The 25,523-nt window shown below is 41.3% G+C and carries 22 protein-coding genes; 3 read left to right on the plus strand and 19 right to left on the minus strand.

Features of this window, described 5'->3' with window-relative positions:
* Window positions 1-59 precede the first annotated feature (59 nt).
* Both QWZ17_RS19985 and QWZ17_RS19990 read right to left on the minus strand, forming a co-directional pair.
* On the minus strand, window positions 60-1,145 hold the full coding sequence (locus QWZ17_RS19985; RefSeq protein ID WP_290307072.1) for a FecR family protein: 1,086 nt from the start codon (window positions 1,143-1,145) through the stop codon (window positions 60-62).
* Window positions 1,146-1,419: 274 nt separating this feature from the next.
* Window positions 1,420-2,040 carry an RNA polymerase sigma-70 factor gene (locus tag QWZ17_RS19990; protein ID WP_290307073.1) on the minus strand — a complete coding sequence of 207 codons (621 nt, stop codon included), beginning with the start codon at window positions 2,038-2,040 and terminating at the stop codon, window positions 1,420-1,422.
* Between the two features lie 451 nt (window positions 2,041-2,491).
* Here QWZ17_RS19990 and QWZ17_RS19995 point away from each other — a divergent pair, with 451 nt between their 5' ends.
* The 3 genes from QWZ17_RS19995 (at window position 2,492) to QWZ17_RS20005 (ending at window position 8,216) form a co-directional block, all read left to right on the plus strand.
* Window positions 2,492-3,931, plus strand: a complete 1,440-nt coding sequence (locus QWZ17_RS19995; RefSeq protein WP_290307074.1) for an alpha-L-fucosidase — start codon at window positions 2,492-2,494, stop codon at window positions 3,929-3,931.
* Between the two features lie 121 nt (window positions 3,932-4,052).
* On the plus strand, window positions 4,053-6,644 hold the full coding sequence (locus tag QWZ17_RS20000; protein ID WP_290307075.1) for a glycoside hydrolase family 2 protein: 2,592 nt from the start codon (window positions 4,053-4,055) through the stop codon (window positions 6,642-6,644).
* Between the two features lie 3 nt (window positions 6,645-6,647).
* Entirely contained in the window at window positions 6,648-8,216 is a 1,569-nt protein-coding gene (locus QWZ17_RS20005; protein WP_290307076.1) for an FG-GAP repeat domain-containing protein, read from the plus strand.
* A 63-nt stretch (window positions 8,217-8,279) separates the two neighbouring features.
* Here the strand turns inward: QWZ17_RS20005 and QWZ17_RS20010 are convergent, their stop codons facing one another.
* From QWZ17_RS20010 to QWZ17_RS20090, 17 genes are all read right to left on the minus strand, one after another.
* Window positions 8,280-9,182 carry a PepSY-like domain-containing protein gene (locus QWZ17_RS20010; RefSeq protein ID WP_290307077.1) on the minus strand — a complete coding sequence of 301 codons (903 nt, stop codon included), beginning with the start codon at window positions 9,180-9,182 and terminating at the stop codon, window positions 8,280-8,282.
* A gap of 136 nt (window positions 9,183-9,318) precedes the next feature.
* Window positions 9,319-10,407 carry a hypothetical protein gene (locus QWZ17_RS20015; RefSeq protein WP_290307078.1) on the minus strand — a complete coding sequence of 363 codons (1,089 nt, stop codon included), beginning with the start codon at window positions 10,405-10,407 and terminating at the stop codon, window positions 9,319-9,321.
* Between the two features lie 132 nt (window positions 10,408-10,539).
* Window positions 10,540-11,160 carry a tetratricopeptide repeat protein gene (locus tag QWZ17_RS20020; protein WP_290307079.1) on the minus strand — a complete coding sequence of 207 codons (621 nt, stop codon included), beginning with the start codon at window positions 11,158-11,160 and terminating at the stop codon, window positions 10,540-10,542.
* On the minus strand, window positions 11,148-12,335 hold the full coding sequence (locus QWZ17_RS20025) for a hypothetical protein (RefSeq protein WP_290307080.1): 1,188 nt from the start codon (window positions 12,333-12,335) through the stop codon (window positions 11,148-11,150). The genes QWZ17_RS20020 and QWZ17_RS20025 overlap by 13 nt, the downstream gene beginning before the upstream one ends.
* Window positions 12,317-14,473, minus strand: a complete 2,157-nt coding sequence (locus QWZ17_RS20030; protein ID WP_290307081.1) for an urea transporter — start codon at window positions 14,471-14,473, stop codon at window positions 12,317-12,319. The genes QWZ17_RS20025 and QWZ17_RS20030 overlap by 19 nt, the downstream gene beginning before the upstream one ends.
* Complete coding sequence (locus tag QWZ17_RS20035; protein WP_290307082.1) at window positions 14,470-15,825, minus strand: type III PLP-dependent enzyme domain-containing protein; 1,356 nt, start codon at window positions 15,823-15,825, stop codon at window positions 14,470-14,472. Before QWZ17_RS20035 ends, QWZ17_RS20030 begins: the two co-directional genes overlap by 4 nt.
* Window positions 15,826-15,836: 11 nt before the next feature.
* Window positions 15,837-16,889: an ATP-grasp domain-containing protein gene (locus tag QWZ17_RS20040; RefSeq protein ID WP_290307083.1), complete on the minus strand. Its 1,053-nt coding sequence runs from the start codon at window positions 16,887-16,889 to the stop codon at window positions 15,837-15,839.
* The gene (locus QWZ17_RS20045) at window positions 16,889-17,137 is read right to left on the minus strand and encodes a PqqD family protein (RefSeq protein WP_290307084.1); all 249 of its coding nucleotides are present in this window, start codon (window positions 17,135-17,137) and stop codon (window positions 16,889-16,891) included. Before QWZ17_RS20045 ends, QWZ17_RS20040 begins: the two co-directional genes overlap by 1 nt.
* A 92-nt stretch (window positions 17,138-17,229) precedes the next feature.
* Window positions 17,230-17,607, minus strand: coding sequence for a response regulator (locus QWZ17_RS20050; RefSeq protein ID WP_290307085.1), 378 nt, complete (start codon window positions 17,605-17,607; stop codon window positions 17,230-17,232).
* Window positions 17,608-17,819: 212 nt separating this feature from the next.
* Window positions 17,820-18,515: a LytR/AlgR family response regulator transcription factor gene (locus tag QWZ17_RS20055; protein ID WP_290307086.1), complete on the minus strand. Its 696-nt coding sequence runs from the start codon at window positions 18,513-18,515 to the stop codon at window positions 17,820-17,822.
* 101 nt (window positions 18,516-18,616) lie between these two features.
* Window positions 18,617-19,795: a sensor histidine kinase gene (locus QWZ17_RS20060; protein WP_290307087.1), complete on the minus strand. Its 1,179-nt coding sequence runs from the start codon at window positions 19,793-19,795 to the stop codon at window positions 18,617-18,619.
* Between the two features lie 459 nt (window positions 19,796-20,254).
* On the minus strand, window positions 20,255-21,013 hold the full coding sequence (locus tag QWZ17_RS20065; RefSeq protein ID WP_290307088.1) for a 6-phosphogluconolactonase: 759 nt from the start codon (window positions 21,011-21,013) through the stop codon (window positions 20,255-20,257).
* Window positions 21,014-21,021: 8 nt separating this feature from the next.
* Window positions 21,022-21,288, minus strand: coding sequence for an HPr family phosphocarrier protein (locus tag QWZ17_RS20070; RefSeq protein WP_290307089.1), 267 nt, complete (start codon window positions 21,286-21,288; stop codon window positions 21,022-21,024).
* Complete coding sequence (gene ptsP, locus QWZ17_RS20075; RefSeq protein ID WP_290307090.1) at window positions 21,285-23,000, minus strand: phosphoenolpyruvate--protein phosphotransferase; 1,716 nt, start codon at window positions 22,998-23,000, stop codon at window positions 21,285-21,287. The genes QWZ17_RS20070 and ptsP overlap by 4 nt, the downstream gene beginning before the upstream one ends.
* On the minus strand, window positions 22,997-24,586 hold the full coding sequence (locus QWZ17_RS20080; protein ID WP_290307091.1) for a PTS system mannose/fructose/sorbose family transporter subunit IID: 1,590 nt from the start codon (window positions 24,584-24,586) through the stop codon (window positions 22,997-22,999). The genes ptsP and QWZ17_RS20080 overlap by 4 nt, the downstream gene beginning before the upstream one ends.
* A gap of 11 nt (window positions 24,587-24,597) precedes the next feature.
* Complete coding sequence (locus QWZ17_RS20085; protein ID WP_290307092.1) at window positions 24,598-25,068, minus strand: PTS sugar transporter subunit IIB; 471 nt, start codon at window positions 25,066-25,068, stop codon at window positions 24,598-24,600.
* Window positions 25,061-25,483 carry a PTS sugar transporter subunit IIA gene (locus QWZ17_RS20090; protein ID WP_290307093.1) on the minus strand — a complete coding sequence of 141 codons (423 nt, stop codon included), beginning with the start codon at window positions 25,481-25,483 and terminating at the stop codon, window positions 25,061-25,063. Before QWZ17_RS20090 ends, QWZ17_RS20085 begins: the two co-directional genes overlap by 8 nt.
* Window positions 25,484-25,523: the final 40 nt, after the last annotated feature.

The raw sequence follows: 25,523 nt of genomic DNA on the forward strand, positions 1-25,523 counted from the left end.
TGTTTTGGGGTATGTAAAGCTTTCTTTATGTCATAGGCTTGTTTAATAGCTGCGTTTGGTTAATAAATATATACGGTTTCGTTTTTGTACTTATATGAAAATGATTCGATGAGTTGCAGGGCGCTTAGCGCCTGTGTAACGCTTTCCCGCTCAAAAACCCCGGTAAAATGAAAGTCTTTGGCGGCCGAGTTTTTAAATTTTATTTTAACGCCGTACCAACGCTCCATTTTGTTGGCTATCTCGGTAAAGTCCTCGTCTTTAAATACCAGCCGGTTATTCACCCACGAAGTTTCAACAACAGTGGTATCGTTTGATCGTAAATAAGTTAAATTGGTTAAGGCATAGCTGGTTTTAGCGCTATCTGGCGTTTGAGCCACTAAATGGCGATACAGGGTATGTCTTTTAAATGTTGAGCTTTTTAAAATGAGCTTTTCATTGGGTTTAAGAATAATCCTGTCAGATGGTCTGTCGGCCAGGGTTACTTCAATAGCTCCCCTGATTAGCGTAGTTTCGCTGGCTATATCGTTTTTGTACGATTTTACGTTAAATGCGGTACCTAAAACTTTAATGCTCATATTACCCGCGTGTACTATAAAAGGATGCTGGTGATCTTTAGCCACATCAAAAAAGGCTTCACCGGTAAGGTAAACTTCGCGTGTGGGGCCTTTAAAAGATGGCGGATATTTCAAAGTTGTCTCTGAATTTAAAGTAACAATTGATCCATCGCTTAAATAGATCTTTGATTTTACCCTGCTTGGCGTTTCTTTTTGCTGCAATAGCGCGGTTTCATTTTTTTTTGCCTCGTTGTTGATCAAATAATATCCTGCAAATAAGCCTATGCCAACTATTAACAACGCGGCTATGCTACACCATAAAGCAACACTGCTGCGCTTGAAAAAGGTAGTTTCAATTTCTGCCGGTTCATCAGCCTCCGGAACAATGATTTTACTCCTTATTCGTTGAAACATCAAATCGGAGTTTGAGTACTGCTCTTCGTTTTTTATCCAGTAGGCTTTAAAGAAATTATTTTGCTGCCTGCAATCCTCATCGTTTGCTATCAAAAAATTGAATTCCTCCAATTCCTGTGCATCGATCTCGTCAGCGAGTTTTTTAGTAAGCAGTTCAGTAAATCTTTCCGTAACCATTTATAAGCGTAAATAGAGCTTCTTTTTAGGTAGGACAACATTTTTTTGAAAATTGCCTACAACGTTTTAAAAAAAGTAAAAGAAATTTCTATCAAACTTAAAATGTTGTGATCCGTAGATCAAAATACGCTGCTTTGAACATTTTGAAACCCGTTGGTGAGGAAAGGATTTCAGTATAGAAAGTTTAAAAGAGTTTTAAGCCGTTTTTAATACTTAGTAAACGCGCTTTTTTAAAATAGCTCGTAATCTTTGAAAAAAAATTTAAAAAGAAAGTCTATAACAACGGAAGCCCTATAATCTGTTGACCAGAAGATGCTTTTTCGGCTGATTTTGAAGCCAGCTGATGAGCGGATAGAATGATACTTAATTTTTTCATAGCCCTGAACAACTGGGTTTGTACAGTGCGTGGGGATATGTTTAATATCTCGGCAACCTCTTTGTATTTCATGCCATCTTCTTTAATAAGTTTAAAAATGATACATGCTTGTTGAGGGAGTGATGCTATGGCCTTATCTAATAAAAAATGAAGTTCTTTACGCTCCATTTCTTTTTCGGGATCAAAGGTGTTTACAAATTCCACTTCGTCCGAAGCTTCTATTTGTACAAGATGGATATTGGAGAATTTTTTGAGGTAATTGAACGATTGATTTTTTACGGCAACAAAAAGGTAAGTTTCCAGGTTGGCAATTTCTGTAAGGTTTTTGCGGGATTCCCAGCACTTAATAAACACATCCGATACAATTTCTTCGGCTGCTTCTTTATTGCGGATGTAAAAAACGCAAAACTTAATAAGGCGGGTATTTAATGTATGAAAAAGCATTTCAAATGCTTTAATATCGTCATTAAAACATACCTGCATCCATAAACCCGAAGTATCCGTTTTAGAAATTTTCAATAGTTTTTAGTTAAGTGTTGTCGAAACAATAATATAATGCAATCTAACAATTTGATAACAAAAAGAAGCATTTATTTTAAAGTTGTCAACTTTTTAATCCAAACCTCATGCTTCTTGAAATTTATTTACTTAGTGTGTAGGCAAAACCGATAAAAAAGTTGTCATTAGGGTATCTGAACGCTGATTTTGGTGCTGCAAAAGTGTAAAGTAGACATTTTTAATGTCATTATTGCTTATGATTACGCCAAAATAGTTGAATTTTTTTGATTGTAGGTTTAATTCAATTCTCAGGTAGTTTATGTAATGTGTACACTAAGTATCCTATTTATGAAAATTTTGCCATAAATATTTTCAGTATTTTATCTTTTGATTAACGAAAATTATCCAAAAAAGGCTTTAATATGTCTTTTTGACACAATAATTAAAAAATCTTACTCTAAAAAACATATAAATGAAAAAACTAACGTTTTTTTTAGCGTGCATCTTGCTCGCCGGTAAAATAGCTGCTCAGGAACATAATATGTCGAAAGATTACATTGTTCCGCAGGATTCTTTGGTGCAAAAGAAGCTTCATAAGTGGCAGCAACTAAAATTTGGGTTGTTTATGCACTGGGGAACCTACAGTGAATGGGGTGTAGTTGAAAGCTGGAGCATTTGTCCCGAAGATGAAGGTTGGACACAACGCCGCGGTCTTTACGGTGCAGATTACTATACCTATAAAAAAGCCTATGAAAATTTACAAACTACCTTTAACCCTACAAAATTCAATCCCGAAAAATGGGTGGCCGCTGCTAAATATGCCGGTATGAAGTACGTGGTGTTCACTACCAAGCATCACGATGGTTTTGCCATGTTTGATACCAAACAGTCGGATTATAAGATAACCAGTCCCAAAACGCCATTTTCAACCAATCCCAGGAGCAACGTGGCCAAAGAGATTTTCAGCGCGTTCGGTAAAGAAAATTTCATGATCGGCGCTTATTTTTCTAAACCCGACTGGCATACCGAAAATTACTGGTGGCCATATTTTCCGCCAAAGGATAGAAATGTAAATTATGATCCGGCCAAATACCCCGAACGCTGGCAAAAATTTAAGGATTTTACCTTTAACCAGATACAGGAATTAATGACCGGTTATGGCAATATTGATATATTATGGTTAGATGGCGGCTGGGTACGCCCCAAAAGTACCATCGACCCAAGTGTTGATTGGCAAAAAACTATCCCTTATGACCAGGATATAGATATGGCTAAAATTGCCACTGCCGCCAGGGTAAAGCAACCCGGTTTAATTGTAGTTGACCGTACCGTTGCCGGCCAATATGAAAATTATACTACGCCAGAGCAGCAGGTACCTAATGAACCGCTTGATCATCCCTGGGAAAGCTGTATCACCATGGGCAATTCCTGGAGTTATGTTCCCAGCGACCATTATAAATCGGCAAATGAAATTGTTACCTTGTTGGTTAAGATTGTATCGCGCGGCGGTAACCTGTTAATGAATATTGGCCCCGGCCCCGATGGCGATTGGGACCCGGTAGCTTACAGTCGCTTAAAACAAATTGGCGATTGGATAAAAATTAACGGCGAAGGTATTTACGGTTCTGATGCTGTAGCACCTTACTCAGAAGGAAACACCTATTATACTAAAGCCGGCAAAGCTGTTTACGCCTTTGTTTTGGCTCCAAAAGATACAGATGCCGTTGTTTTACCAACTACTTTGACTATTCATTTAAAAGATATGGCCAGGGTGAAAAAAATAACCTTGCTGGGTACCAATCAAAAAATAAAATACACAGTAGCCCAGGGTGCAATTAATATAAATATACCCGCATCTTTACAAACGCAAAACGGTTTAAAACATGCTGCAGTTTTTAAAATTCAATATTGATTGTTTAAAAGTATAAATATACTATTCACATATACCAACAATGTCCTCAATATCATTCTTCAGTTCTTATCAAGCCAGGTGTGTTTTTACGCTTGGGCTTCTTTTAGGCGGTAACCGATTAATGGCACAAAACAGTTATGAGTTAAACTCCGGCTGGAAGTGCGCACCTATCAGCACCGTAAAAGATAACGGTGCCACATTATCTGCGGCCGACTTTAATACCGCATCATGGATGCCCGCAACTGTGCCCGGCACAGTTTTAACTACGTTGTTAAATAATCAAAAAGTACCCGACCCGTTCTGGGGCATGAACAATGAACACATTGCCGATATTTACAAAACCGGGTCCGATTATTATACTTACTGGTTCGCCAAAGACTTTAAAGAGCTGCCTGCTCAAAACGGCGGCCAGGTTTACCTGAATTTCAGAGGGGTAAATTATAGCTGCGACGTTTATTTAAACGGGCATAAACTCAATAAAACCATTCAAAAAGGAATGTTTTTACGCTTTAGCTATAACATTACCCAGTTTTTGGCTAAAAGCGGCAACAACCGTTTAGCTGTATTGGTGCACCCGCCAGATGTGGTAGGTAATCCCAACGGTGGCCAGGGTGGCGATGGTACCATTGCCCGTAATGTTGGCTTGCAATATACCGCCGGCTGGGATTGGATACAACCCATGCGCGATAGAAATACGGGTATATGGGACAAGGTAACTATTCAAAAAACCGGTGCCGTGCGCATTGCTGATGAACATATTGTAACGTTAGTACCTGGTGCGCGCATGCCAGAAGGCAATCAACAGCCTGCTGTTATTAAAGTATCCGCTTTGCTTAGCAATCCTACCGCGGCCACAGTTACAGGTTTATTAAGCTTTGAGTTGGATGGAAAAACCGTTTCAAAAAGCGTTAGCCTAAAAGCCAATACAACCAGTGAGGTAAGCTTTAGCGATTATAGCCTTGCTAATCCCAAACTTTGGTGGCCAAATGGCTACGGGCCACAAAACCTGTACAACTTTAAATTGAAGTTTGCGGTTAATGGCAAAGCAGTTTCAGATGAGTATGCTCAAAAAATAGGGGTGAGACAGCTTACCAGCGATTTTAACGAGCATACCGGCAGCCGCCAAACCTATGTAAATGGTCAAAAGATATTTATTAAAGGTGGCAACTGGGTAATATCAGATGCTATGCTGCGCCTGTCAGATATGCGTTATGATGCCGAGGTACGTTATCACCGGGATATGAACCTTAACCTCATCAGGGTTTGGGGCGGTGCAATGATTGAGCGGCCCGAGTTTTACGAAGCCTGCGATAAATATGGCATCCTGGTGTTCCAGGATCTTTGGGGATCTGGTGATTGTAATGGCCGCTGGCAAGATCCTCAAAAACTGGATGATCAATGGACCCGTCGTAAATATCCGGACGATCATGGCTTGTTCCTGCGCTCGGCAATTGATCAGATTAAAATGGTGCGCAACTACGCCTCATTGGCTATTTGGTGTGGTGGCAATGAAATTACCCCACCCGAAGATATCCTTACTGCTTTGCGCGATACCATTTTGCCTAAGCTGGATAACACCCGTTGGTTTGTTGACTACTCAAACTCTGATAGCATGTCGCACAATGAATTGGGCGGTAACGGCGATGGGCCTTACGGTATTCAGCCGCTATCGGTATTTTGGGAACATAAAACTTATCCGTTTAACTCCGAAGTTGGCTCTGTTGGTGTAGGCGATTACGAATCTTTGAAAAGGTTTATTCCTACCGCCAATATGGTGCCGCCTGTTTACGACGAGGATACACATAAAAATAAAGTGGATAGTGTTTGGGATTACCATAAGTACATTGGCTATGATACCAGCATCAATAAATATGGTAAAGCTAAAAACGCGGCCGATTTTGCTTTAAAAGCGCAATTGGTTAACTATGATCAGTACCGCGGCCTTGCCGAAGGTTTTACATCGCACATGTGGGATTGGTATACCGGTTTCATTATTTGGAAAACCCAAAACCCATGGACAGCCATGCGCGGACAGATGTACGATTACTATCTTGATCCTAACGCTTGTTTATACGGTTTGCACAACGGCAGCGCACCTTTCCACATTATGTATAACCCTATAAACGGTATGGTGATGGTTGCTAACAACACCTTTAAAGCCCGCCGCAGCATGATGATGGTGGTTAAAACCTATGATATGGAGGGCAACGAGAAACTGCTCACCCAGGTTTTTGCCGATATCAACGCAACTACGGTTAAAAAATACTTCTCCATAAAAGAAACCATTGATAAAGCAGCAGCTAAAGAAGGTGTTTTCCTGTCCCTGCAATTATTGGATGAGGATAAAAAAGTAATTACCGATAATACCTATTGGATTCCTGATAGTAAGGGCGCTTTTTCTGGTTTGCAAAAAATGAAGACGGGAGACTTAACCGCCACCGCGAAGTTTATAAAACCGGGGAAGGTACAAGTTACGTTAGTTAACAAGGAACATAATCCGCTGGCATTTTTTAACCGTGTGTCATTAGTTGATGCTGATACTAAAACCAGGATTTTACCTGCTTTTTACAGCGATAACTATGTAACCATTTTGCCGGGCGAAGAAAAAAAGGTGACCATTGACTACAATCTTCCGGCCGGAAAGAAAAACCTGGTGGTAAGTATTGATGGATGGAATGGACCTTCAAACCGCACTATAACTATTGAACCATAATAAATGAAATTCAGGACGATCATTTTTATATCTCTTTTTGTTGCAACATTAGTGATCGTCCTGAATTCTTTTACCGTAAGAAAAACGGTAACAGCATCTACTTTAATAAAAGCCGACGATGGCGGCAAAGCATTGTTTACGGTTTATTGCGCCAGCTGTCATATGCTGCCCGATCCGGCGAGTTTAACCAAAGAAGTTTGGCGTTTGCACGTATTGCCTGTTATGGCTGCCCGCATGGGTATTATTTATCCTAATTATGATCCTTTGCGTGGTTTATCGCCGGAGGAGCGGACTATCGTCAATAAAAATAACATCATTCCCACAAGCCCGGTTTTAACGCAGGACGAGTGGGATAAACTCACTAAATACGTCATTTCACTTGCGCCTGATACCGTTGTTGAAGACGAAAGCAGGCTTACGCGCAACAGCCCCTTAACCCAATTTAAACGCGAAGACATTCAGGTTAGTGCCGAAGGTCCATCCATGATTACCGGATTAAAGTTTAATAGCCAAACCCAAACCCTTTGGATAAGCAACTATTTTAAAGAAGTGCTTACCTGGCAGTATAACATTGGCGTAACCAAAACCATCCAAACCCAAAGTCCCGTAGTCGATTTTAATTTTTATAAAGGCAGTACTTATTTTACTGAGATAGGTAAGCTTTATCCAACGGAGTTAAGCTTAGGATCGTATGTTAATTATAAAGATAGTACCAGTACTACCTTGCTTGAACCTTTGCATCGCCCGGTACATGCCGAAATTGACGATTTAAACGGCGACGGTATTCCCGAGATTGTTGTTTGCAACTTTGGTAACAAAACCGGTGGCTTATCGCTTTTTAAAAAGGATAATAAGGGAAGGTATACCGAGGATGTTTTGCTGCCGCTTGCAGGTGCCATTAAGTGCTATATAAAGGATATGGATGGCGACGGCAAAAAAGATATAGTAGCCATGTTTTCGCAGGGCGATGAAAGTGTTTATATTTTTTACCAGATAGGTAACCTTAAATTCAAAGCTAAACGTGTACTCCGTTTCCCGCCAAATTATGGAACTACGGATATGACACTGGTTGATTATAACCATGATGGGCTAACCGATATTATTACCGCGCACGGCGATAATGCCGATTACTCACAAATACTTAAACCATACCACGGTATCAGGATTAATATAAATCAGGGTAACGGTATTTTTAAAGAACGCTTTTTTTACCCGATGTATGGCGTAACCCGTGTTGTAGCGGCCGATTTTGATAAAGATGGCGATATTGACCTGGCCTGCAGCGCTTTCTTTCCGGATTTTGGGAAGCTGGTAGATGAATCGTTTGTTTACCTTGAAAATATTGATCAAAGCAAATTTGCCTTTAAGTCTTATATCCTTAAAAGCGAGGTGCCCATAAAATCATTAACCTTAGAAGCCGCAGACATTGATGGCGACGGCGATATGGATATTATTGCGGGCAATTTTGCCCAAAGCCCCGGCGCGGTACCTAAAGAGCTGGATGATAAATGGAAGGGGGCCAAACATGGCATCAGCATTTTTTTAAACCAGTTGTATCAGCCTAAAAAATAGTTCATAAAAAAACCGGCATCTACTCAAAGATTACCGGTTTTACTATATATTACTCGAAGAATTTTAGTGAACCGCGAAGGCTTTTACAAAAGTTCCCGTAGCATCAAACACCACCACATATTTGGTATTGTTTGAGGAGATCACTACATCATAACCATTTACAACACCCGCCACGCTATGCGAAAACGCTTTGTCAAAAACATAACCCGGATAGGTTGTTGTTAAATAAGTTGTAATCGCGGCCGGTAAGCTTGCTTCAGTAATGGCTGTATGCTTACCTACGTGCAAATCAATTTGAGTACGTTTTATTAAAGTGCCATTTGCTTTAACGGCGGTTGCAAATAACCCATTGTTTTTGCTGATCAATACATATGCGCTATCTGGTGTTATCGCGGCGTGTAGCAAGGTATCAGTAGGGTAGGTGGTTTTAAAATAGCTGCTTACCGCTGTAGGTAATGCCGATATGGCAACAGTGTCGCGGTGCAGGCCATCTCTGTTATCAAACGGACCGCCATGGTGCCAGCCTGGTCCGCCGCCAAGGTCATGACCATCTCTTTGCTCAAGGGCAGCAACAAAAACGCCCACGGCAGTAAATTTAAGACCAATTAAGGCGTTGTTATATTTTATAATAACAATGTAATTAACGATAGCTTTTGAACTATCTAAAATAGTAAACGCTTTTTTAAAGGTGTAGCCGCTGTAATTTGCGGTTAAGTATGTACCAATAGCTGTGGGTAAAGCGCTAAATGCAACGCTATCCGGCTGTTGATGTTTGCCATAGCAACCCACTATGTAAATGGTATCTGTTGTGCTGCCCGATGCCAGGCTAATTGCTAATGCGCCGCTTGCGTTAACTGTTGAGGTGGTGTTGGATGCCGATTTAGAGCTGCTTTCTTTTTTGCATGAAGCTAAAGCAATCATTGCCGCCAGCATCAACAACCATGGAAAAGTAATTTTCGTTTTCATCTGAATTAATTTTGATTAATAATTAGCACCCGTTTTGATTACCGGGTTTTGTTATATAAAATTAATTCAGGTGTACGGTTGGTGAGGTTTTGTGTCGATGAATGGGCATTTAAACTCGATGAATGAAGTTTAAGTGCTAATTATTCTTTAAACCAATTTGATGGTTATCATAATCAGTAAGGTACTCGTTTTTAATAAAGAAATCAAGGGCCAATATTGTACGGTAGTCCTGCGTGTTATTAGGATTTTGAACTTCGGTAAGATTGCCGGTGCTTGATGTTACGTAGGTATAGGTAAATCCCCGGGTTGTAGTTAAGGTTACCGTAGTATTTGTTGGAAGCGCCCCTACAGAAGCAAGCCGGTTTTCAATAGTTGTAACTGATGGGGTACCGGTATCAAACAGGAATTGAGCTGAAATAGTAGTAGTACCATAAGTTATGGTGCCAGCCAAATTGGGCGAATAACCGTAAAGTATAGTAGGCGTAAGCGGGTGCATAATGAAACCGGCGGAAGAAAGGTCATTGGTTGTTAAACCTACGGTAAGCAGGCCGGCAACATATGTTGGGGTGGTTAAAAAGCTGGCGGTAGGTAAAGTAGCAAGCTTAAAACCGCTGGTAAGCCCTGTACCATAGGTGAAAAACCTTAGCGGACTTGATATAGCTGTAATATTAGTGCTTAAACCAGGGCCCACACCAAAAACATCTGCCGAGTGCGCTGCTAATTTATTTTTTTTACTGTCAATAATTTTATAATATAAAAAGAAGGGCACGCGCTTTAATTCGATACTGCCAAGTGAGTTGCCCACAGTAACATTGGTGTATGCAAGGTTGCCATATTCTTTGGTGATACCGGTGGCATCGCCGTAGCTGATTGAATCCTTTTTTGATGTAATAGTGATGCCGTTTACAACGACGGAATCAGTAGTAAATGCAAAGCCCGATGATGTGATCATTGATGCCGGGATGATGTTTGTTGCATCCATGGTCATACCTGGCGATCCTGTATCAAATATGCTTCCGTAGTTCACGGTTTGCGTACCTATTTTGGTAATTGCAATAAGTACCCTTTTATTTACATCGCTGGCATACTCATATAAACCCAGGGTTGTGGGCGTGGCAGTTGTAACAGCAGGCGTAGTTTTATCTTTTTTGCATGAAGCGGAAATTACCATGAGCAGCAGGCAACCCGTTATTTGCGCTTTAAAAAGTATATGTTTTATTTTCATGTAGTTGTATATACGGTTATAATACTTGTTGGGTTGAGCGAATAATAAATTATTTACGCAATCAAAAGTAAAAATCGACGCCTTAAACTAAAGCGAAAATCGATAAACTGCATTATTGAATCGATAAGCGTTTTAATTGCATCGGTTTAAACCATCTGTACTGGAAGCATCTGAAGGTTTAATTACCAGGGCTTTTTCAAAAAAGGTTTTGGCATCGTTCTTTTTACCTGCCATCAAATTACTCCAGCCCAGCATGTGGTTACCATCGTAATCAAAGGGATAAAGCGTAACTAAAACCTTAAAACACTTTATTGCGGCATCATATTGCTTACGGTTATAATAAATGATACCGGCCCAGTAGTTTGCCTGCGTATTTTGAGGATCAATTTTTAAAATGGCCAGGTATTGCTCAATCACCCTATCCCAGCTTTGTAAAAAGGAAAGGGGTTTAACATAACCAAATTTGGCCTCTATAGACATGGGCCTTAAAATGATGGCTTTTTGATAGTAAGACTGTGATGCGGTATAGTTTTTATTAAGGTAATGCAGCCACCCTAAGCGGATATTAATTTCGTAATTGGCATCACTTAAATAAGGGTATATATCATTGATTGCCGCAACGTAGTTTTTGTTTTGTTCGTCAGAGTAGCTGTTGCGAAAAGCTTTTTGCAGGGCAGCGCCGGTTTGCGCCCGCAAGCCAATTGCCAGAAAAAATAAAAATGCTGTTATGAACGTCTTTTTTAAAATTTCCATGTTATACTTAACGTAACAGAATTTTGATTATAGTTTACATCCCGATAAATGTCGGTTTTCTTTTCATAAAGATAATTCAATCTAACTAACGCGTGTTTGCTTACCTGGTAAAACAGGGTTTCGCCGCATTTGAATTTTGTTGGATCGATGGAGTTGTAAACATACAAACCGTCGCTATCAAGATAATCGTCTTCATTGCCAAATGTTGCCGCTGTTTCTATCCATGTATTATTTAAAACTTTAAACCCTATTGCCTGGTTGTAAATAAAACTCTTAGCGCCGCTTAAATCCAATAATGAAGCCCGGCTTGTGGTGTAAAAATTAAGGTTACCCAATGGATAAAAATCCACTTTGGCATCATATTGTTTTAAAGTTTTACCAATTAAATTGCCCCAATTGATGTCTCCCTGCAAATTAACATATTGTGAGGCATAAGTAAGGCCGAACAACCCTAAATTACTATAGTCGGTTTTGCCCCTGAAAGTGGTGTAAATGTAATGATAGGAGCCTATGGCGCTAAGCTTATCGGTGATGGTAAATTGCAGCCGGGCAAAGTATTCTTTTTGTTTATCTGTTTTACCGAACAAAAATTTATCACCGTACCTATCCCTGTAAAATTCCCTGAATATTTTTTGGTTAAAGGAAATATACGATTGATCTAACTGAAAACGCCACCACAGCCTTGTGCTAATTCCGGCCCTTTCAAAAAAACCGTTATCACGTTCGTTACTGTTAGGCAGCTTTATCCCGGTTTCAACATCCGCGGTTACTACCCCAAACGGCGAAAGTTTGATGGAGCGTAAAGTTTCCTTATCCAGGAAGCCGGCTTGGTAGGCAGCCCCCGCGTTATTATTTAAATAGTTGTTGCAATAGTATTGATAAAGCCTGGCTGTTGAATTAGAAGGTTCTTTACTCAAAACAAAATCAAACTCGTTGATGGCTGCTTTATAATTGCCGGTAACCATGTAGGCGTAACCTATTTTAAAATGGAGGGCCTTGAAATCTGAAGTATCGGCCATCGGTTTATTTCCCCAGGTAACCAGTTGTTTCCAATCGCCAGCGTTATAAAGCTCTTCGGCAATGCTATCGGTAAGCACACGTTTATTATCCTGTGCCCTGGCGCTCAGAAAAATAAATGGCAAAGCCAGAAATATGATTATTTTTCTATATTCCATTGTACTTCAGTGTGTTCTCCGTTTATATTGATAGTAAAGCTTTGCAAGTTGCCATAATCTATTGCAATCGAAGTTTCTGCCATTTGTGTTTTTTTGTCGCCTATAACAATAAATTGTTTTGCCGTTATGTTTAAGCTGTTCTTTTGAGTTGTTACGTTGCCTTGGTAACTGATATTAATAAACCGATAAAAAGGTGCTATTACGTCCTGTAACCAAAGTAATCCTTTATTATTGGTTAGCTGTAACGGAAAATTATCGCTACCCCCCAGGTCTTCGGTATCATTAAATATTACTTTATAGGCGGCAATATAAAATTTATATAACAATGATTGCCTATCACCATAAAAACTGGTAAAATAAAATAAAGAGCCGTTATTGATAAAATACGCGGCCGAGCTGGTTTCTTTACAATAAATGTATGATTGTGCTAAAGCATCTTTAAAGACCTCCCAGCATTCGGTTTTGCCGTTGTTATCTTTCAGTTTAACAATATAACCCGGTTGAAAATCGAAAGCTTTTTTTAATGGGAGATTTACTTCGGCATTGGATATTAAAGATCCTTCGGAAGGTATTGCATATGCGTCAAGCTGGGTTTTGCCATTGTGTTTATTAAAGTAGCTGGCAAAGGGGTAACTCAATGTTTTTGATCCGATGTAAGGCGTAGCCTGCAATTGAAAATGCAAATGCGGCTCTGGCGAACGCCCGGAATTACCGCATAATCCCAACTGATGCCCGGCTTTTACTACTTCTCCAATTTTAACTTTAATGGAGTTTTTTTTGAGATGTGATACCTTTGAGTATAAGCCATCGGCATGTTTTATTACAACGGTATTGCCCCAGTTTTCTTTAAGGTTTTGCTTGCCAATTGCATTATCCTCAATGTGGCTAACAACTACCTCAACTACGCCATCTGCACAGGCCAGCACAGGTTTATTAAAGCAATAAAAATGCTCTGGTAAAATGCCGGGATATTGATAGGTGTTTTGCTCATCATCTGTTATTACAAAATCAAGTGCCTGGGCCCAATCATCTTTATGGGTAATACTCCCGTTGTAGCCTTGCGAAACGGTCCAGAAGCCCATAAAGGGCAAATGAAGTCGCACGTATTTTAAATCGTTCAGCCGTTGCTGGTGATTTAAAAACTGGTAAAGATTTCTTTCGGGCGAATAATGCTGAACCGGTACCAGCTGCAATCTGCCAGGTAATTTGCGCAGCAGCAGTAAATAAAGCAAGCCTATGTTAACAACACAAAACGGTAATGAAAATATGGGGAGGGCATGCACACTCATGAAACTGGTGAAAGCATTAATCATGATAAAACCTAATGGAATGCTTAACACAGCCAATAAGTATGAGCGCAGGGAAGGAATAGTAAAAAAGCTCCCTATTGCCACGGAGGCCATCATTAAGTTTGCCCCTAAGTGATAGTAGCTAATTCCTTCGGGGTAGGTGTGGGTAATGCTGTTTAAAAAGCAGGATGCTGTAAAGCTTATAACCAACAGGCTAAAGGCAATGCGCGAATGGATGAACATGCCTACACTGATTAATATGCCGGCAATAATGCTATGCAAAAAAAGCACCGCGCTTAGTGACCTGAAAAACAAACTGATTAATTGAGGCAGTGTTAATGCAAGTGACGCTTCAACACCGGCAAGATTACCCGTTCCGGTATAAATTTCTGCTAACAGGTAGTTGCTTTTTTGTTGCAGGCCGGTATTAAAAATGCTGTTTGCCGCCAGCAGCACCATCCAAAATATAAGGATAAATGGCAACGACAGCATAGGTAAGCCCGATTTTGCCAGCCGTTTTGAAATAATTACAGCGGCAAAGGTTACCATAACACAGGTAGTAAGCAGCCAAACAACAAACATGAGGTTTAAATGGTAAAATGCGCCAAAGGCAATCCCCAACAGCAAACTGTTAAAACTGTAAATACCCATTTGCAAGTCATCGCCATGAAACTTTAATGCCCGGCAAACTAACAGCGAAATTATTACGCAGGCCAGGCCTGCTACACCCGAAATTGGATTAAAAAACGAGACCAGCAGCAAAATGATCCCCAATACCCGGTTCTGCGAAAAAAACAGTACCGAATAGGAATTGATGATCGATTTTATAAATGCCAGGATATGCTTCACTTCGTATTTTTTAAATGAGTAGGTACAAGTTCCTGCTCCTCTATATAAGCCAAAGTTTCATTGCTGCGGATGAGGTGGGTGCGTTGTTGCTCGTCTATCAATACCACCGCCGGCCGCAGTGTAATAAACTGCATCCATTGCGTCATGTTATAGGCACCAACTTTATGCACTACTACATGGTCGCCGGGGTTAAGCAGCGGCAGGTTAATACTTTCGCGTATTACATCGATATTCATGCAAAGCGGGCCGTATATCGCCATATTTTCGGTATGGGGCATAAAATCCTGTGCAGGGCTTACCTGGTGCTCATACCAAAATGAGGTAAACAGGATATTCACCCCAAAATCTACAATTAAAGCTTTTTTGCCCGCGCTTAAACGCTTGTTGGCTATCACGCTTCCTAAAAGATAACCGGCATCGTCAATTAAAACGCGCCCGCTTTCAAGGATCAGTGTAGGCAAATCCTCATTGGCAAACCCAAAATTGAGCAGGGTGGAAGTGATCACCTCTGCAAAATCATCTACCGATGGTACAGTATCCTGACCCGGTAAATAGGCGCCTTTTAAAGTATTGGTTGATGGAAAGCCGCCGCCCATGTCAATATAGTCTATTTTATGGTTTAGCTGGGTTTGGCAGTTAAAGGCTAAAGCGCAAAGCTTATTTGCAGCGATGCCATAGGCATCTGTAGTGAGCATATATGTGCCTATGTGACAATGTAGCCCCACCAATTGTAATTTTCCCGAATCAACAACCTTGCTTAAGGCCGTCCAGGCTTCGCCGTTCTCATAGTTAAAGCCAAAGCGGTCCCAAAGCGGATATACGCCGGTATCCATATTTACACGGATAGCAACGCGTGGTTTATTGGCTAACTCCTCACTTAGGGCCAGTAACTGGTTTAACTCTTCAAAATGATCTATGTGAATGAGCGAATCATTTTCAATGGCTGTTTTAAGTTCATCGTTTGATTTACCGGGGCCGTTAAAAATGATCTTATTACCCGGTATGCCATTACCAATCGCTTTTTGATATTCAAAACCCGATACTACCTCGGCCCAGCTACCTTCCTGGTGAAAAATCTGGCAAACGGCTTTTAAATAATTGGTTTTATAACTCCAGGCAAACTGTACCTTAGGGTATCGTGTGCTAAAAGCCCGGTATGCTGAACGGTAATTTTTACGGATCTGCTTTTCTGACAATACAAACACCGGCGAACCATAATTTTCAATCAGCGTTCTAACCAAAACCCCATCAATGCTTTTAACAGGCTGTACGCCGCTACGGCCGCCAAACTTGTTCATTACACCGCCGTGCAGTTTTTTTATATATGGTTTTTCGTATGGGAGCTTTTCCATTATGCTTTAGGTTATAATTCGCCAAATACCGACATCTGCTGAAAATCGGTTATATCGGCAATATGATCCCAGGAATATCTTACAAATAATTTGCCTGCCTGGTAATCTTCAAAAGGTTCCACCTCATCGTCCAAAGCCATTTTTACAAGAGCAGCCGGCTGGTTTTGCCCTGCCGCTGCCGTTAAATAAACCCAGGCCGGAAAACGGGGGTTAATCTCTAAAATATATAAATGGCCTTTATCATTACTCATTATTTCCATTTCGTAGCCGCCTTTCCAATTGGTAGCGGCAGCAAACTGGTTGGCCAGGTCAATCAGTTTATCATCTTTGATGGTAACACCGGCCCAGGCTTTGCCTTTTTCGGTTATATATAGTTTGCGCATGGCTACAACGCTCGCGTTGCCACCTTTGCCATCGCCAAGGGCGGCAATATTAATTTCGGTTCCTTTAATGTACTGTTGCGCTATTACCGGTACGCCCCACGTGACACTAAGCTGATGGAATGCCTTAATTGCCTGATCCATAGTATAAACAATATGGGCATCGTAAAACTTTCCTTTAACCATCAACGGAAAATTGAAATCGTCCGTGGCCTTTCTCAGGTCCTCTGCCTGGAATAGTTTATGATCGGCAGGTACATGGAAATTGTTTTTCTCGCCAAATTCCTTTAAATGAACCTTATCCCTAAAACTTAATTGCTGGTGGCTTGGCAAAAAGGTTGCGATACCCATTTGCTGTAACTGCGGCGCTATCTTGATAAAATTGAATAGTTCCGAATCGAAATTAGGAATCACCAGGTCAATGTTTTCCTGCTGATGGATATAAGTTAAGCGATCTAATAAAGCTGCTGTACCTTCAGTTGGGTAGGGTACCTGGTAAGTTTTATTTACCAGGTTGCGCAGGTAAATGCCTGGCTCTAATGATTCATAGGATAAGCCTATTATTCTTAAATCTTCGCCAAAACTTTCTTTTAAAGAACGGATCACAGCCATCCCCGGTCCGGGATTATCATTGGCATTAAGCCCGGTAACGGCAATACATAAATTAGCGTATTTGTTGGCCATTATCCTTCAAGTTCAAGCAGGTTTGCTTCTTTCAGTTGTATCATCCAGTCTTCCCAGTCGCGGTTTAGCTGGTCGGCCTTAACATCGTAACGATCAAGAATTTCCTGTTTAATTTCCCGTTCGGTTTTTCCGCTTTTCATAGCCAGCAACAGGGCCGCTGCCATGGTATTACCAGAAAAGGAATCGCCGGTAGCGGGGTTAAAAATAAACCCGTTTTCGCTGGTGGCTATGTTACTCTTGATCTTCATTTAACTGTTTGCAGGTACCGTTAATAATAAAGGTTAAACTTAATGGGTTTATGTGGGTTTTACAAAACTGAAGTTTTTTAATAAAACCCTGTTTATGATGCCATTAAATACTCCATACGCGATGCCAGTAATTCCATATCCAATGGTTTTACAAAAAGGGCGTCGCATTTATATGATTCTTCCTGCGCTTTTTTTGTTTTGAAAGATGTTACCACGATAATTGGCACCTGGCGCAGCTGATCGTCATCCTTAAAACCCTGGCATACCAAAGCGCAATCAACATCAAGCAGCAGGTAATCTAAAATGATCAGGTCGGGGTTTATAACTTTAGCCTTATCGTAAATAGCGTTAGGGTCATAAGTAAGATGAACATCAAAATTACCGTGATACATAATGTCGTCAATAACGGATAACATCCTACTGTTCTTATCCAAAATCAGGATCTTTTTTTTGGTGCTAAGGGATTTCATATTTTGTTTAATTAGAGTCAAGAATTAAGAGTCAAGAATCAAGATAAAAGAAAAACTTCCTGGTGTGCATTTTTTACTTCATGCAAAAGTCTTGATTCTTGACTCTTGGTTCTTGATTCTTTCTCAATAATATAAAGGTGATCTATTTCCCGTACGCCTGAAACAATGTGTCGTTCAATACCTTAAATGTGCCGATGAACCCGGTTAATACATTATTTTGCCCAGTCTTTTATAAAATCGGCATAATTGGTACCTACTGGCAGCTCAATGTTACGCAGTTTAACCTTGCGGTTGTATATCGATCTGATTTGGGCCTTGGCAACCACAAAGCTTCTGTGAATGCGGATAAACTGGGCAGCCGGAATCTTTTCTATCATGCTTTTTAATGACATCAGCGTGAGCACAGGTTTTTCTGCGCTTAACAGGTGTATCTTAATGTAATCCTGCATGCTTTCAATATATTCAATATCACGGATGCCAATTTTGATAACCCTGTATTCTGAGTGTACGTAAATGTATTCGTCCTCACCGGTATGGTCGGTATTTTTAAACTGGTAGTGGTCAATGGCTTTATGTATGGCCGCGCCAAAACGACTACTGTTGATGGGTTTTAAAAGGTAATCCAATGCTTCCAGCTCAAAGCCCTCAAAAGCAAACTTTTTATAAGCTGTGGTGAATATGATCATGGGCTTTTCATCAAGCGAGCGCACAAGATCTACACCACTGATATCGGGCATATTAATATCCAGGAAAAGCACATCTACCTTGTTACGTTTTAAATACTCGGCACCAGATATAGCATCTTCAAAGGTGTTTACCATTTTTAGAGCGGGATAATCTGATACATATTTTTTGATGATCTCCAGCGCCAGCGGTTCATCATCAATGGCTACACATTTTAACTGCATATTGCTATTATTTAAGTAAATAAAAAGCTTAATAAAAAGCATTAACTATCAATACGGCAGGTTTTTATCCCGTCGTTATTATTAAAAAAACATGATTTAATTTAAATGTCGATCTCTAACTCTACCCGGAAGGTTGAATTATCCTGTGTAATGGTGAGCCGGTGCTTACCGGGATAAATGTGCTGAAGCCGTCGGCGGGTATTACTAATACCGATGCCTTTACGACCGCTTGCAGGGCGGTTATCAAATATGGTGTTCTCGCAGGCGAACAGGATTTTTCCGGGTGATGTTTGGAGGATAATATTAATATTGGATGCCTCATGTTTACTTACACCGTATTTAAATACGTTTTCAATAAACGTCATCAATACCAATGGCGGTACTTTTTGATGATTGATATCGCCGGATACAGTAAAATCGAGCGTCGTTTTTTTACCAAGGCGAAGTTTTTGCAGGTCGATATAGTCGTTTATACAATCAACCTCGCTTTGTAGTAAAACAAAATCCTCCGTTACTTCATCGGTAACATAACGCATAATATTGGAGAGTTTCATGATACTTTCCGATGTATGCTCGCTATCGGTAACCGATAAGGCGTATATATTGTTGAGCGTATTGAACAGAAAGTGTGGGTTAATTTGCGCTTTAAGGAACGACAACTCGGCATGGGCCTTTTCGGCTTCGGCCCTGATTACCATTTGCTCGGTAAGCTGCCATTTTTGTACTGTGCTCATGGCTATACCCAAACCTATTACAATGATAAAAATGAACAAGCCCACCATATCAATATTGCCCGACTGGTGTATAAAAATGATTTGGTTGGACGGCTTTTTTAAGCTGGGGTCCTGCATTCGCAAATCCTCATGAGGCAAGGGCCCAAAGGGCAGGTTTTTTGGCCCTACGGTTCCGCTATCGGCGTTGGGTATCAGCTGCGGACCGATAGTTGCGGTAGCTGTTTGTTTTTCTTTAGCCAGATTATGCAACAGCAGGTTATCAAAAGGCTGCAAAAAGTACACGCAGCCCGATAAGAGCAAGACAATAAGGCCGTAAACGAAATAGTTTTTTTTGAATACAAACCTTGGTACCAGGAACCAGGCATTAAAGTAAAACATGAAAATATACGTAAGACAAAACAACCAGTAGTACGGCGACTGGATAACCGCATAAGTACTGCTACTGCTTTGTTGTGTACGATTCATGAATAAAAGCGGAAATCCAAAAAATACCAGCCAACCTGCAGCGTGTATGAATATGTTGGTTGCTTTTTTGGAAACGATCATCTGGTTAAAAAATTTATTAAATATAGTAGTACGGCGTCAAATAAGATATCAATCAAAAATAATTACGCTTTTACTATAAGGTTTGCCTGTTTTTTATTTTACCTGCTTTATAAATAAGCGCCCTATACTGCTACAGGGCGCTTATAACCTAATAAAAAAAACAGAACATTATGAACAGGATATGTCCCGGTAGCCTGATCAACGATTCAAAGGTGATCAAGAATGCCCTATAAGGCAAAGGTTTATCGGTGAACCGGGCTTATGTATAGATGAATGGCACGGCTGGGATTGGTGAAAAATATCCCTAATTTCGAACAATAAAACCGGGGGCTCTGAAAATTTGAAATAACAAAGCGATGAAAAACTTGCAAAGTTTTAAAAACTTCGCAAGTTTGGATTTGCGATTTACCGCAGGGACATACCATGCAATGATGATTGTTTTAGATTTAAAACAACGCCTTAAAAATTAAATCCCCTTGCCTTGGCCCGCTCATAAATCAAAGCCCCGGCTTCGGCATCTAAAAGAATTTCACAATTAGGGTGCAACTGAACTACCGATGCGGGGATATCAGTACCCACCGGGCCTAATATAGCTTGCTCAATAATACTGGCTTTGTGCGCGCCTTTGGCAATAAGGATAAGTTTACGCGTATGCATAATGTTTTTAATGCCCCGGGTTAGTCCGCCTAAAACAACATCATCAGGTACCTGCGTTTCGCGGCGCACACGGGCCTCAAAGTCTGGGTCCATTGGTGATACCCAGGTTTCGCTTTCAAGCGGCGTACCGGGCTGGTTAATGCCTATGTGGCCGTTGCTGCCTATGCCCAGCATCTGCAAATCGGCACCGCCGCGTTCGGCAAGGCGTTGTTCAAACAGCAGGCTTTCGGCCTCAAAATCATCGCTCATGGTAGGTGGCATAATAAAGTTTTCATCGGGTATCCCCAGTGGGCCTGCAATCTGGTTCAAAATCATGGTATAGCAACTACCGGCATATTCGCGTGGCAGGTTGGTTAATTCATCAACGTTAAACAGGGTGATGCGCGATACGTCAAACGGATATTGGGTGTAAATATCAGAAACAATGCGATGCATATCCATGGTGGTTTGCCCGGTTGAAAGACCTATTACAGATGTTGGTTTTTCCAGCATCTGGCCAATAATACGCCATGCAGCAGTTTCGTTAAATTCGCGCTCGTTTTTGGTGATCGTGATTTTCATTATAAATATTATAAGTGTTTTAATTCTTCGTGAAAAAACAGGTCGATAGCTACCAAAGCGCCCACTTCATCTTCGCCATCAACAATAATGGTAATGGTATCGCCCCCCTTCGCCGCCAGCGAAAGTATATTAAGCAGGCTGTTGATTTTAACCGTACGGGGTCCCTTTTTCATGCTGATGGTTGATTTAAACCTTTTGGTGAGTTTTACCAATGCGGTAGCGGGCCGGGCATGTATGCCCTCGGCCGCGTTGATGATATAATCTTTGCTGATCATGCTGTTGTGTCTTTTAAGTAAGCGCTAATAAGGGTAGAGTTGTCCATGGCCATAACCTGTTGGTAAATTTGATTTGCCAAAGCCATATGGTTATTAATGATGATGTTTTTAATGTGGGGGATAGCTGCGGCACTCATAGAAAATTCGGTTAAACCCATACCCATCAGCAGGAGGGTAGCGTCGGGGTCGGCGGCAAGTTCTCCGCACATGCCAACTTCAATATTGTTTTTGTGCGCCTGTTTAATCACATTATCTATCAAACGGAGTACGCCGGGATTGTAGGGATCATACAGGTTACTGATCTTCTCATTCATCCTATCAACCGCCAAAGTATACTGGCAAAGATCATTGGTGCCGATGCTGAAAAAATCAACTTCTTTGGCCAACAGATCTGCAGTTACGGCGGCAGAGGGAATCTCTATCATGATACCGATTTCTATTGTGCGGTCAAAACCGATCCCGGCCTCGTTGAGTTCTTCAATAGCCTGGTTTAGAATCACCTTGGCAGCCCTAATCTCCTGTACATTGGCAATCATCGGGAACATGATTTTTAGTTTACCAAAGGCGCTCGCTCTTAAAATGGCCTTTAGTTGAGTGAGGAAAAGTTCCGGCCTATCTAAACAAATCCTGATAGCACGATAACCTAAAAAAGGGTTTTGTTCAATAGGGAAATCAAAATAGGGGAGTTGTTTATCGCCGCCAATATCAAGCGTGCGCACAATTACAGGTTTGCTTTTTGCCTTTAGCACTACGGCTTTATAAAATTCAAATTGTTCATCTTCACCGGGTAGCGAATCTCGCCCCATAAACAACAATTCGGTACGTAGTAAGCCGCTTCCTTCTGCTCCAAAATCATGCGCCAATTCCATGTCCTGAGCATTGGCAATGTTTGCAAAAAGGCTTATGGTGGTGCCATCGGTAGTAATGGCGAGCCTATCTTTTTGCGATTTTAGCAATGCTGTTTCTACCAGCCAAATTTCCCGTTTTAACTGGTACTCAAAAAGGGTTTCGCTATCGGGATTAATTAAAATTTTGCCGGTCTGGCCATCAAGTATCAGCAGGTCGCCATTGTTAATTTCCTGCAATACAGCTCCACACCCAACAATGGCCGGAATTCCCCTCGATTTGGCAACAATGGCCGCATGCGAAGTTTTGCTCCCTATCTGCGTAGCAAAACCCACAACCCGCATAATATCCATACTGATGGTATCAGAGGGACTTAAATCTGCAGCAATGATAACGGTGTCTGGCGGGTAGGTTTGACCCGTTGCTTTGCCGGCAGAATTTAAATTGGTTAAAATACGCCGACCGATATCCTGCACATCCGCCGCGCGGTCTTTCATATACTCGTCATCCATACTGTTAAACATGACTACAGCAATTGCAATCACTTCAATAACGGCGTCATTTACATTCTTTTTTTCTGCCGATATTTTTTCAGCTACGTCCTCTTTAATCTGCGGATCGCTTAACAACTCAATATGGGCTTCCAGTATTTCCAAGCCATCGCTACCATTGGTTTCATCATAGCTATCAATCAGGATATTTACTTCGATGAGCGATTGTGTAACCGCGATATCGAATTTTTCAATTTCAGCGGCAATCATCGAATCATCGGCTAATAAAAGACCCGTTAATGCATTTGTCTGCCTGTGCAACACAAAAGCCTTGCCTATGGCTATGCCCGCGGATACACCAATACCGTTTATCATACAAATAAATGAATTATGCTGCCTGCAAAACCCAGGGCCAGCAAGCCCAGTAATAACCAGGTAGTTTTAACCTGTTTTTTTACAAAATAAAATACCAAAAAGGTAAGCGCGAGCGGGATAATGGCAGGTACAACCTGGTCTAAAATAACCTGTACCTGTACCGATGAAGCCCCGCCTCCCATGCTTAGCGGCGTTTTTATATTCATGAGTGTGGCGGGCATGGCACCTACCACCATCAACCCTAAAATGGAAGCGCCGGCGGTTAGCCTGTCCATCACGTTGTTTTGAGCCAGGTTTTGGAGAAATTTTGTGCCCGTGTTATATCCTATAAATGTGAGATGATAACGAAGTAGCAAATGCGGAATGTTAAATATCAGCATGAACAATATCGGCCCTAAAATATTGCCTTTAATGGCCAGCGATGTACCAACCCCGGCGGCTATTACTTTGAAAGTACCCCAAAAAAGAGAGTCGAAAACACCTGCCAGCGGTCCCATCAAACCTAATTTTACCGAACTGATGGAATCTTCATCAAAATTGGCATCCGTCGTGTTTTGCTCTTCCATGGCGGCCGTAATGCCTATAATTAAAGTTGAACCATAGGGGCTGGTGTTAAATAATTGCAAATGCCTTTTCAGGGCCAATGTCATAGTTTCCTGGGTGTGGTACAGTTTTTTTAAAGCCGGGATTATGGAAAACGCAAATCCTGTGTTTTGCCAGGTTTCAAAATTGAAATTGGCCTCTAAGGTTAATGACCTGAAAAATATGGCACGTAATATTCCTTTGCTCAATTTGTGTTGATTCTGTACAGGCAAAGCTTCTGTTGGTGCGTCGTCAAAATCGAAATCATCATTGGCGGCAGCAGATTTAGGCGGGGCTTGGGTAACTATTAATGCTATAATTACTCCAAGCCCGCCAATAGCTATTACAGGCAACTTTAAAAAAGCGGCAAGTATGAAGCCCAGGAAAAAATAAGGGGCTACTTTTTTATTAAACATCAGGTTCATCAATAGCGCAAAACCCAATGCGGGCAACATATTACCTGCCACCTGCAAGCCCGATTGCACCCAGGCGGGAATTAAATCTAAAAAAGATTTGATGGCTGTTGCGCCCACTTCTAAAGAGATAAAAACAATAATGCCCATCAATACCGGTTTCAATAAGCCCGATAAAATGTGCAACCGTTGAATGCTTTTATAATCACCATCCTGGGCGTATTGGTTGAACTTTTTATTGAATACCGCCCTAAATACAAATAGCGCGCTTATCACCAACTCGGCTAAAATAGAGATTGGTACAGCAAGGGCCAGCGCTATGGCAGGGCCTTTATGGGCAAGTATGGCAAACGCGGTTCCCAATACACCGCCGGTAATAATATCGGGGGGGATAGCAGCGCCAACTTTTATGTTCCCCATAAAAATTAGTTCAAGCGTGGCTCCAATCATGACGCCCTGGCTTACATCGCCCAAAACCAAACCAACCAGCGGACCTAATACCAGCGGCCTGCTAAGTAGAGTTGTTCCCAAAAAATCTTCAAAATGCCCAAATATGGCTATCAGCGTGAGCAATAAAAATGTTAGCAGCACTTTGCAGTGTTTTAAATTAAAGTTTCAATCAATACTTTTTTATCAGTAGGCACCTGCCTAACTTCAAGCTCCAAACCATTGGCCAGCATTTCTTTAATAATGGTGATATCTTCATCGGTAAGGGCTATGGCTTTTGATATCGGCTTTGAATCTTCTTTTGTGCGGATACCGCCAAAGTTTATGGATTTTATTTCGGCTATTGTATTGGCCATAACCGAGGCATCCTTTACCGAGTTTACTATCAGCAAAATCTTCATTTGCTGTGCCCTGGCATCGTTGATAAAAGTGGCAGCATCAGCAAGCGATTTAATAATAAGCCTGGTTGATGCCGGTTTGGCCAGACCGAGCGTCATTTTCATAAACTCATCTTGGGCAACTTTATCATTGGCCACTACCAGGCAATCGGCACTGATGGCGGGTGTCCAGGTAAAGGCAACCTGGCCGTGTACCAGCCGGTCGTCTATGCGGGTAAGCTTAATCATTATCAAAATCGTTTTGTTGTTGCAGTTCTATGAGTTTATTTACGTAGGCCATTTGCTCCCGGGCGTTTATGATAGCGCCGGAAATGGCGTCTTCGATAGGCGTGTCAGCATCGGACAAAATAATTTCGATAAGTAAGGGCAGGTTAAAACCGGATATAAGGTGCACGTTTGGCCTCAGCGCTTCTCTTATCATAATATTATTAACGCTACCGCCCAGCAAATCGGTAAAAATGATCAGCTCGTCATCTTCCGACAGGCCGTTAAGTACGGGCATTAATTCATCCTCCACAGAAATATCCTGGTTTAAATAAGCCCCGATAAGGAACAGGTTTTCGGTTTCGCCGGTAATGATCTCCAACGACGATTTTATGCCCTGTGCAAATGCACCATGTGTGGCAATCAGGAACTTTCTCATATCGGTAATTGAGGCCTTGCCCGACAGCGATGGTTTTTAA

Origin of the sequence: Mucilaginibacter flavus (genome assembly GCF_030409315.1) — a bacterium.
GTDB lineage: Bacteria > Bacteroidota > Bacteroidia > Sphingobacteriales > Sphingobacteriaceae > Mucilaginibacter > Mucilaginibacter flavus.

What these genes read in the sequence shown, in the direction of transcription:
- QWZ17_RS19985 (WP_290307072.1), bottom strand. Translation starts at nt 1,145, where the DNA reads ATGGTTACGGAAAGATTTACTGAACTGCTTACTAAAAAACTCGCTGAC.
- QWZ17_RS19995 (WP_290307074.1), top strand. Translation starts at nt 2,492, where the DNA reads ATGAAAAAACTAACGTTTTTTTTAGCGTGCATCTTGCTCGCCGGTAAA.
- QWZ17_RS20000 (WP_290307075.1), top strand. Translation starts at nt 4,053, where the DNA reads ATGGCACAAAACAGTTATGAGTTAAACTCCGGCTGGAAGTGCGCACCT.
- QWZ17_RS20005 (WP_290307076.1), top strand. Translation starts at nt 6,648, where the DNA reads ATGAAATTCAGGACGATCATTTTTATATCTCTTTTTGTTGCAACATTA.
- QWZ17_RS20010 (WP_290307077.1), bottom strand. Translation starts at nt 9,182, where the DNA reads ATGAAAACGAAAATTACTTTTCCATGGTTGTTGATGCTGGCGGCAATG.
- QWZ17_RS20015 (WP_290307078.1), bottom strand. Translation starts at nt 10,407, where the DNA reads ATGAAAATAAAACATATACTTTTTAAAGCGCAAATAACGGGTTGCCTG.
- QWZ17_RS20020 (WP_290307079.1), bottom strand. Translation starts at nt 11,160, where the DNA reads ATGGAAATTTTAAAAAAGACGTTCATAACAGCATTTTTATTTTTTCTG.
- QWZ17_RS20025 (WP_290307080.1), bottom strand. Translation starts at nt 12,335, where the DNA reads ATGGAATATAGAAAAATAATCATATTTCTGGCTTTGCCATTTATTTTT.
- QWZ17_RS20035 (WP_290307082.1), bottom strand. Translation starts at nt 15,825, where the DNA reads ATGGAAAAGCTCCCATACGAAAAACCATATATAAAAAAACTGCACGGC.
- QWZ17_RS20040 (WP_290307083.1), bottom strand. Translation starts at nt 16,889, where the DNA reads ATGGCCAACAAATACGCTAATTTATGTATTGCCGTTACCGGGCTTAAT.
- QWZ17_RS20045 (WP_290307084.1), bottom strand. Translation starts at nt 17,137, where the DNA reads ATGAAGATCAAGAGTAACATAGCCACCAGCGAAAACGGGTTTATTTTT.
- QWZ17_RS20050 (WP_290307085.1), bottom strand. Translation starts at nt 17,607, where the DNA reads ATGAAATCCCTTAGCACCAAAAAAAAGATCCTGATTTTGGATAAGAAC.
- QWZ17_RS20055 (WP_290307086.1), bottom strand. Translation starts at nt 18,515, where the DNA reads ATGCAGTTAAAATGTGTAGCCATTGATGATGAACCGCTGGCGCTGGAG.
- QWZ17_RS20060 (WP_290307087.1), bottom strand. Translation starts at nt 19,795, where the DNA reads ATGATCGTTTCCAAAAAAGCAACCAACATATTCATACACGCTGCAGGT.
- QWZ17_RS20065 (WP_290307088.1), bottom strand. Translation starts at nt 21,013, where the DNA reads ATGAAAATCACGATCACCAAAAACGAGCGCGAATTTAACGAAACTGCT.
- QWZ17_RS20070 (WP_290307089.1), bottom strand. Translation starts at nt 21,288, where the DNA reads ATGATCAGCAAAGATTATATCATCAACGCGGCCGAGGGCATACATGCC.
- ptsP (WP_290307090.1), bottom strand. Translation starts at nt 23,000, where the DNA reads ATGATAAACGGTATTGGTGTATCCGCGGGCATAGCCATAGGCAAGGCT.
- QWZ17_RS20085 (WP_290307092.1), bottom strand. Translation starts at nt 25,068, where the DNA reads ATGATTAAGCTTACCCGCATAGACGACCGGCTGGTACACGGCCAGGTT.
- QWZ17_RS20090 (WP_290307093.1), bottom strand. Translation starts at nt 25,483, where the DNA reads ATGAGAAAGTTCCTGATTGCCACACATGGTGCATTTGCACAGGGCATA.